The sequence below is a fragment of the Prevotella pallens ATCC 700821 genome, from assembly GCF_000220255.1.
GTDB lineage: Bacteria > Bacteroidota > Bacteroidia > Bacteroidales > Bacteroidaceae > Prevotella > Prevotella pallens.
The window spans coordinates 1,767,847-1,773,028 of sequence record NZ_GL982513.1 but is presented as its reverse complement, the minus strand read 5'-3'; the positions used below and the strand labels follow the sequence as shown (position 1 = coordinate 1,773,028).

4 protein-coding genes are annotated in these 5,182 nt (G+C 35.8%); 2 read left to right on the top strand and 2 right to left on the bottom strand.

Annotated features, from left to right (window positions below):
• The first annotated feature begins 4 nt into the window (after positions 1-4).
• Together HMPREF9144_RS06900 and rpiB are read left to right on the top strand one after the other, a co-directional pair.
• Positions 5-2,020 (top strand): transketolase family protein, encoded by a 2,016-nt coding sequence (locus HMPREF9144_RS06900; protein ID WP_040595638.1) that lies wholly within the window; start codon positions 5-7, stop codon positions 2,018-2,020.
• Between the two features lie 53 nt (positions 2,021-2,073).
• On the top strand, positions 2,074-2,517 hold the full coding sequence (gene rpiB / locus HMPREF9144_RS06895) for a ribose 5-phosphate isomerase B (RefSeq protein WP_006045204.1): 444 nt from the start codon (positions 2,074-2,076) through the stop codon (positions 2,515-2,517).
• 101 nt (positions 2,518-2,618) lie between these two features.
• Here the strand turns inward: rpiB and pyk are convergent, their stop codons facing one another.
• Positions 2,619-4,067 (bottom strand): pyruvate kinase, encoded by a 1,449-nt coding sequence (gene pyk, locus HMPREF9144_RS06890; RefSeq protein WP_006045203.1) that lies wholly within the window; start codon positions 4,065-4,067, stop codon positions 2,619-2,621.
• Positions 4,068-4,368: 301 nt separating this feature from the next.
• Positions 4,369-5,148: a TFIIB-type zinc ribbon-containing protein gene (locus tag HMPREF9144_RS06880; RefSeq protein ID WP_006045201.1), complete on the bottom strand. Its 780-nt coding sequence runs from the start codon at positions 5,146-5,148 to the stop codon at positions 4,369-4,371.
• Between the last annotated feature and the right edge of the window lie 34 nt (positions 5,149-5,182).

Below are 5,182 nucleotides of genomic sequence, written 5' to 3'. Positions count from 1 at the left end.
TTTTATGAACAACAACAAAGTTATGGACCGCGCAGCGGACAATATCAGAATACTTGCAGCCTCAATGGTAGAGAAAGCAAGGTCAGGACACCCTGGAGGTGCAATGGGAGGAGCTGATTTTATAAATGTTCTTTTCTCAGAATATCTGATATTTGACCCAGAGCAACCAAATTGGGCAGGTAGAGATAGATTTTTTTTAGATCCAGGCCACATGTCTCCAATGTTGTATGCGGCATTAGCACTTCAAAATAAATTCACAATAAACGAATTAAAAGAATTTCGTCAGTGGGGATCTCCAACTCCAGGACATCCAGAACGAGATATAAAGAGAGGAATTGAAAATACATCAGGACCATTAGGACAAGGTCATGCTTTTGCTGCAGGTGCTGCTATTGCAGAAAAATTTCTTGAAGCTCGATTAGGCAAAGAAGTAATGCAACATAAAATCTATGCTTACATTTCTGATGGTGGAATTCAAGAGGAAATATCGCAAGGAGTAGGGCGTATTGCAGGCAATTTAGGTTTAAATAATCTAATAATGTTCTACGATGCTAATAATGTTCAGTTGTCTACCAAGTGCGATGAAGTAATGAACGAAGACACTGCAGCAAAATATAAGGCATGGGGTTGGAATGTTTTAACTTGTAATGGTAATAATGTAGAGGATATAAGAAAAGCACTTGATGCAGCATTAACAGAAACGGAGCGTCCAACACTTATTATTGGTAAAACTATTATGGCTAAAGGTGCACTTATGGCCGATGGAACAAGTTATGAACATAGTATAAAAACACATGGAGCTCCACTTGGTGGCGATGCATATATAAATACTATAAAAAATTTAGGTGGCGATGTAAACGATCCATTTAAAATTTTCCCCGAAGTAGCAGAACTTTATGCAAATCGTTTAGAAGAACTCAAAACAATAGTTGCTAAACGTCATGCAGAAGAACAAAAATGGGAGGAAGCTAATCCAGAAAAGGCAGTTCTATATAAAGAATGGTTTAGTGGAAAAGCACCAAAAATAGATTGGACAGCTATAAATCAGAAAAAAGATGTAGCAACACGTGCAGCAAGTGCTACATGTTTAAGTCTACTTGCAGAACAAGTTCCAAATATGATATGTTCATCTGCTGACCTTTCTAATTCAGATAAGACAGATGGCTTTTTGAAAAAGACAAAAGATATTGTACGCAACGATTTTTCTGGTGCATTCTTTCAAGCAGGTGTTAGTGAATTAACAATGGCTTGTATGTGTATTGGTATGATGTTGCATGGTGGAGTTATTACTGCAATGGGAACTTTCTTCGTTTTCTCAGATTATATGAAGCCAGCTATCCGTCTTGCTGCATTAATGCAAATTCCAGTAAAATTTATTTGGAGTCATGATGCCTTCCGAGTAGGGGAAGATGGACCAACACATGAACCTGTTGAGCAAGAAGCACAAATAAGGTTGATGGAGAAATTACAGAATCATTCGGGAAAAGATGCATTACGTGTTTTCCGTCCTGCTGATTCAGACGAGACAACTATTTGTTGGGAAATGGCAATGGACAATGTAGATACACCAACAGCTTTAATACTTTCTCGTCAGAATGTAACTAATCTTCCTGAAGGAAACAATTACGAGTTAGTAAGAAAAGGGGCATATATTGTAAAAGGTTCTGATGAAAATTACGATATAATACTTGTTGCGAGTGGTTCTGAAGTTTCAACTTGCATTGCAGGAGCTGAACTTTTAAGAGCCGAAGGAGTGAAAGTTCGTATAGTAAGTGCTCCATCAGAAGGTTTATTCCGTTGTCAATCGGTAGAATATCAAGAGAGTGTTCTTCCAAAGAATGCAAAAATCTTTGGTTTAACAGCTGGACTTCCTGTAACTTTGCAAGGACTTGTTGGTGCAAATGGCACAGTTTATGGTCTGAATAGTTTTGGTTTTTCAGCCCCATACAAAGTTCTTGATGAAAAATTGGGCTTTACAGCTCAAAATGTTTATGAACAAGTTAAATTATTTTTAGCATAACACTAACCGAGCCTTGCAGAATTTCTGCGAGGCTCTTAACGACTTTAACGCTTATGGAAATAAAAACAGTAGGTATTGCCTGCGATCACGCTGGCCTTCCATTAAAGAAATTTGTTATTCAGTATCTTGAAGAACATAAACTGCCTTATAAAGATTTTGGTTGTAACAGCGACTTAAGTTGTGATTATCCAGACTATGCCCATCCACTGGCAGAAGCGCTTTCAAATGGTGAAGTTTATCCAGCTATTGCTATTTGTGGTAGCGGAGAAGGTATGTCTATTACACTAAATAAACATAAAGGTGTAAGGGCTGGTTTGGCTTGGAATAAGGATATAGCAGAACTTATTCGTCAGCATAATGATGCAAATGCACTGGTTTTACCAGGTAGATTTGTTGATAATAAGACTGCGGAGAAGATAATGGACGCTTTTTTCAAGGCAACTTTCGAAGGTGGACGTCATGAACGTCGTGTACAAAAGATTGATATTGAAAAATAATTATCAGCTAAGTAATAAAAAAAGAGAGTTCTTAATTAAATAGGAACTCTCTTTTTTTGTATGATATAATAAATTCTTATTTATATCTGTCTTTTTTTATATCAAATTCTCTTCCTGTTGTCTAAATGAGAATTATAAGTGTCTTCGAAAACAGCACTTACTGTGTTTATTTCCAAGAAAGTGGTTACTCCTCCTTTGCCCATTTCTCCAGAAATGTAAGCTATTTTATCGTTAGGTGCTATATATTTTCTCTGGCGCAACATTCGTAGAGCAGCTTTAAAAAGTTCGTGTTTCGATTTTTTTTCTTGTTGGTATATTGGGATTAATCCATAGCTAAGATTCAACCAACGTTGCAATTTGTCGTGGTAACAAATTGCCAATACAGGATTTGGTCCGCGAAAGGCAGCTAAATTACGTGCGGTTTTACCAGTGTCGCCATCTGTTATAATGCCTTTTACGCCCAGATGTTCGGTTGCTTCGATGGCACATTTAGCTAAAAATTCTCTTTGTCCCATATCATCGCTAAGTGGAATTTTTAAAAATCCTTCTCGGTGTGCATCTTTTTCTGCGCGTTCTGCAATTGTTGCCATTGTACGACAAGCTTCAACTGGGTATTTTCCACTTGCAGTTTCTCCACTTAACATTAGTGCATCTGTGTAACCATAAATAGCATTTGCAATATCGGTTACTTCTGCGCGTGTTGGACGAGGGTTATTTATCATTGTATGGAGCATTTGTGTTGCAACTATTACTGGTTTACGTTTTGCAATACATTTTCTAATTATGTTGCGTTGAATACCAGGAATTTGCTCTATAGGAACTTCTATACCTAAATCTCCTCGTGCAATCATTATTCCGTATGATGCTTCTATAATTTCATCGATATTGTCAACACCTTCTTGATTTTCTATCTTCGAAATTATCTTTATATCCGAATTATGTTCGTCTAAAATATCTTGAACTGCTTTAACATCAGCTGCAGAACGAACAAAAGAGTGTGCAATGAAATCTATATCTAAATTAATAGCTAATTTTATGTTTGCAATATCTTTTTCGGTTAAAGCGGGTAAATCTATGTGGACACCAGGAACATTTACGCTTTTCCGTGCTCCTAATATACCATCGTTCATTACTTTTGCAATAAGCATTGGCCCATCAATTTCAATAACTTCCATATCTATTGCACCGTCATCGAATAGTAAATGCGCACCAACTTTAACATCGTTTGCAATATCTTTATAAGAGACATTTATGATATCGTGGGTAGATTCTATATCGGGACGTCCAAATATTTTTATTATTTCGCCAGTTTTGTATGGAATAGGGTTTGCAACACTTGTAGTTCTTATTTCTGGTCCCTTTGTATCTATAAGTAATGCTATGTGTTGCGAAACAGCACGTGTGTTTTCTACAATTTTTTTTATTCCTTCTGCTGGTGCGTGGGCTGTATTCATACGAACAACATTCATTCCTGCGAAGAATAATTTACGTAGAAAATCAATATCGCATCTAAAGTCGCTGATAGAACAGACTATTTTTGTTTGTTTCATATTCTGTGTTGTTTATTTAGTTAGATATTACCGTAAAAAGAATATATAGGAAAGTTGATGTAATAAGCATAATACCAACGAATATAAGGAAGCAGATTGTGGCCTTTTTACCTATACTGCTAACTTGTAGCGTTTGTTTTTTCTGTTCTACCTTTTTAGTTTCTAATAATGGGACTGCTATTGTTGATTCAGTACCACAATAAGGACAATTACATTTTACTGTAACTCCCTCTTCTGCCTGAATACTAAATTCTCGTTTGCAGTGTTTACAATTAACTTGAAAGTAGCGTAATACCATACTTTATCTTACATCGTCTATTAAAAACCTATTGTTTTCTATTTTTAATTTAATAAGTCGCTGATCGGTTGTTCCGTTTTGTGATAACCTTACTTTATACCAATCTTTATCGTAATAGGAAATTCTTAAATTCCGAATTAGTTCATCTGCATTTTCTAATCCAGAAAGTGTACCGAATAATCCCCACCAAGCTGTTTGCTTATCTAAATCGAAAGCATTTTCGTTATCTCCGTAAAGAATGCGCTTACAATTATTGGTTAAATACGACTCATATTGTGTTACGTCTGCTCCAGAAAGAACTGCATTTATATAGAACGAGTGGAGAAAAGTGCAAGCCATTGTTTGTAGTCGCTTTTGTTTTTGGGCTAAAACAGATTTCGCTTGTAGCATTTCTCGCACTTTCATTACTGAATCGCGATGATGTTGTCGCTCAATTCTTATAAGTTCTTTTTTTTGTTGTTGTTGCCAATTAAAGTAAAGAAAGCCTCCAACAATAAGAATACTTAAGAACAATATGAAGATTATTGTTTTAAACCAATTATTATTCTTCTTTACCGTCTCTTTGGTATACTTATTTTCAGATAGCGGTCTCACATTTTCGTTTTGGAGACTTGTTTTCTGCGTTAAGAGTGCTTGCCTATCTGTAGTTTCCGTCTGTTTATTTGGTATTAAGATAGACAATTTTTGTCCACAATATGGACAAGTCGAAGTGGTTCTAAACACATTTTCGACAGAGATTCTAAACTTCTTTCCGCACCTTTTACAAGTTACTTGATAGAGCATTTTTATTTTCTTGCAAATTTAATACTTTTATTTT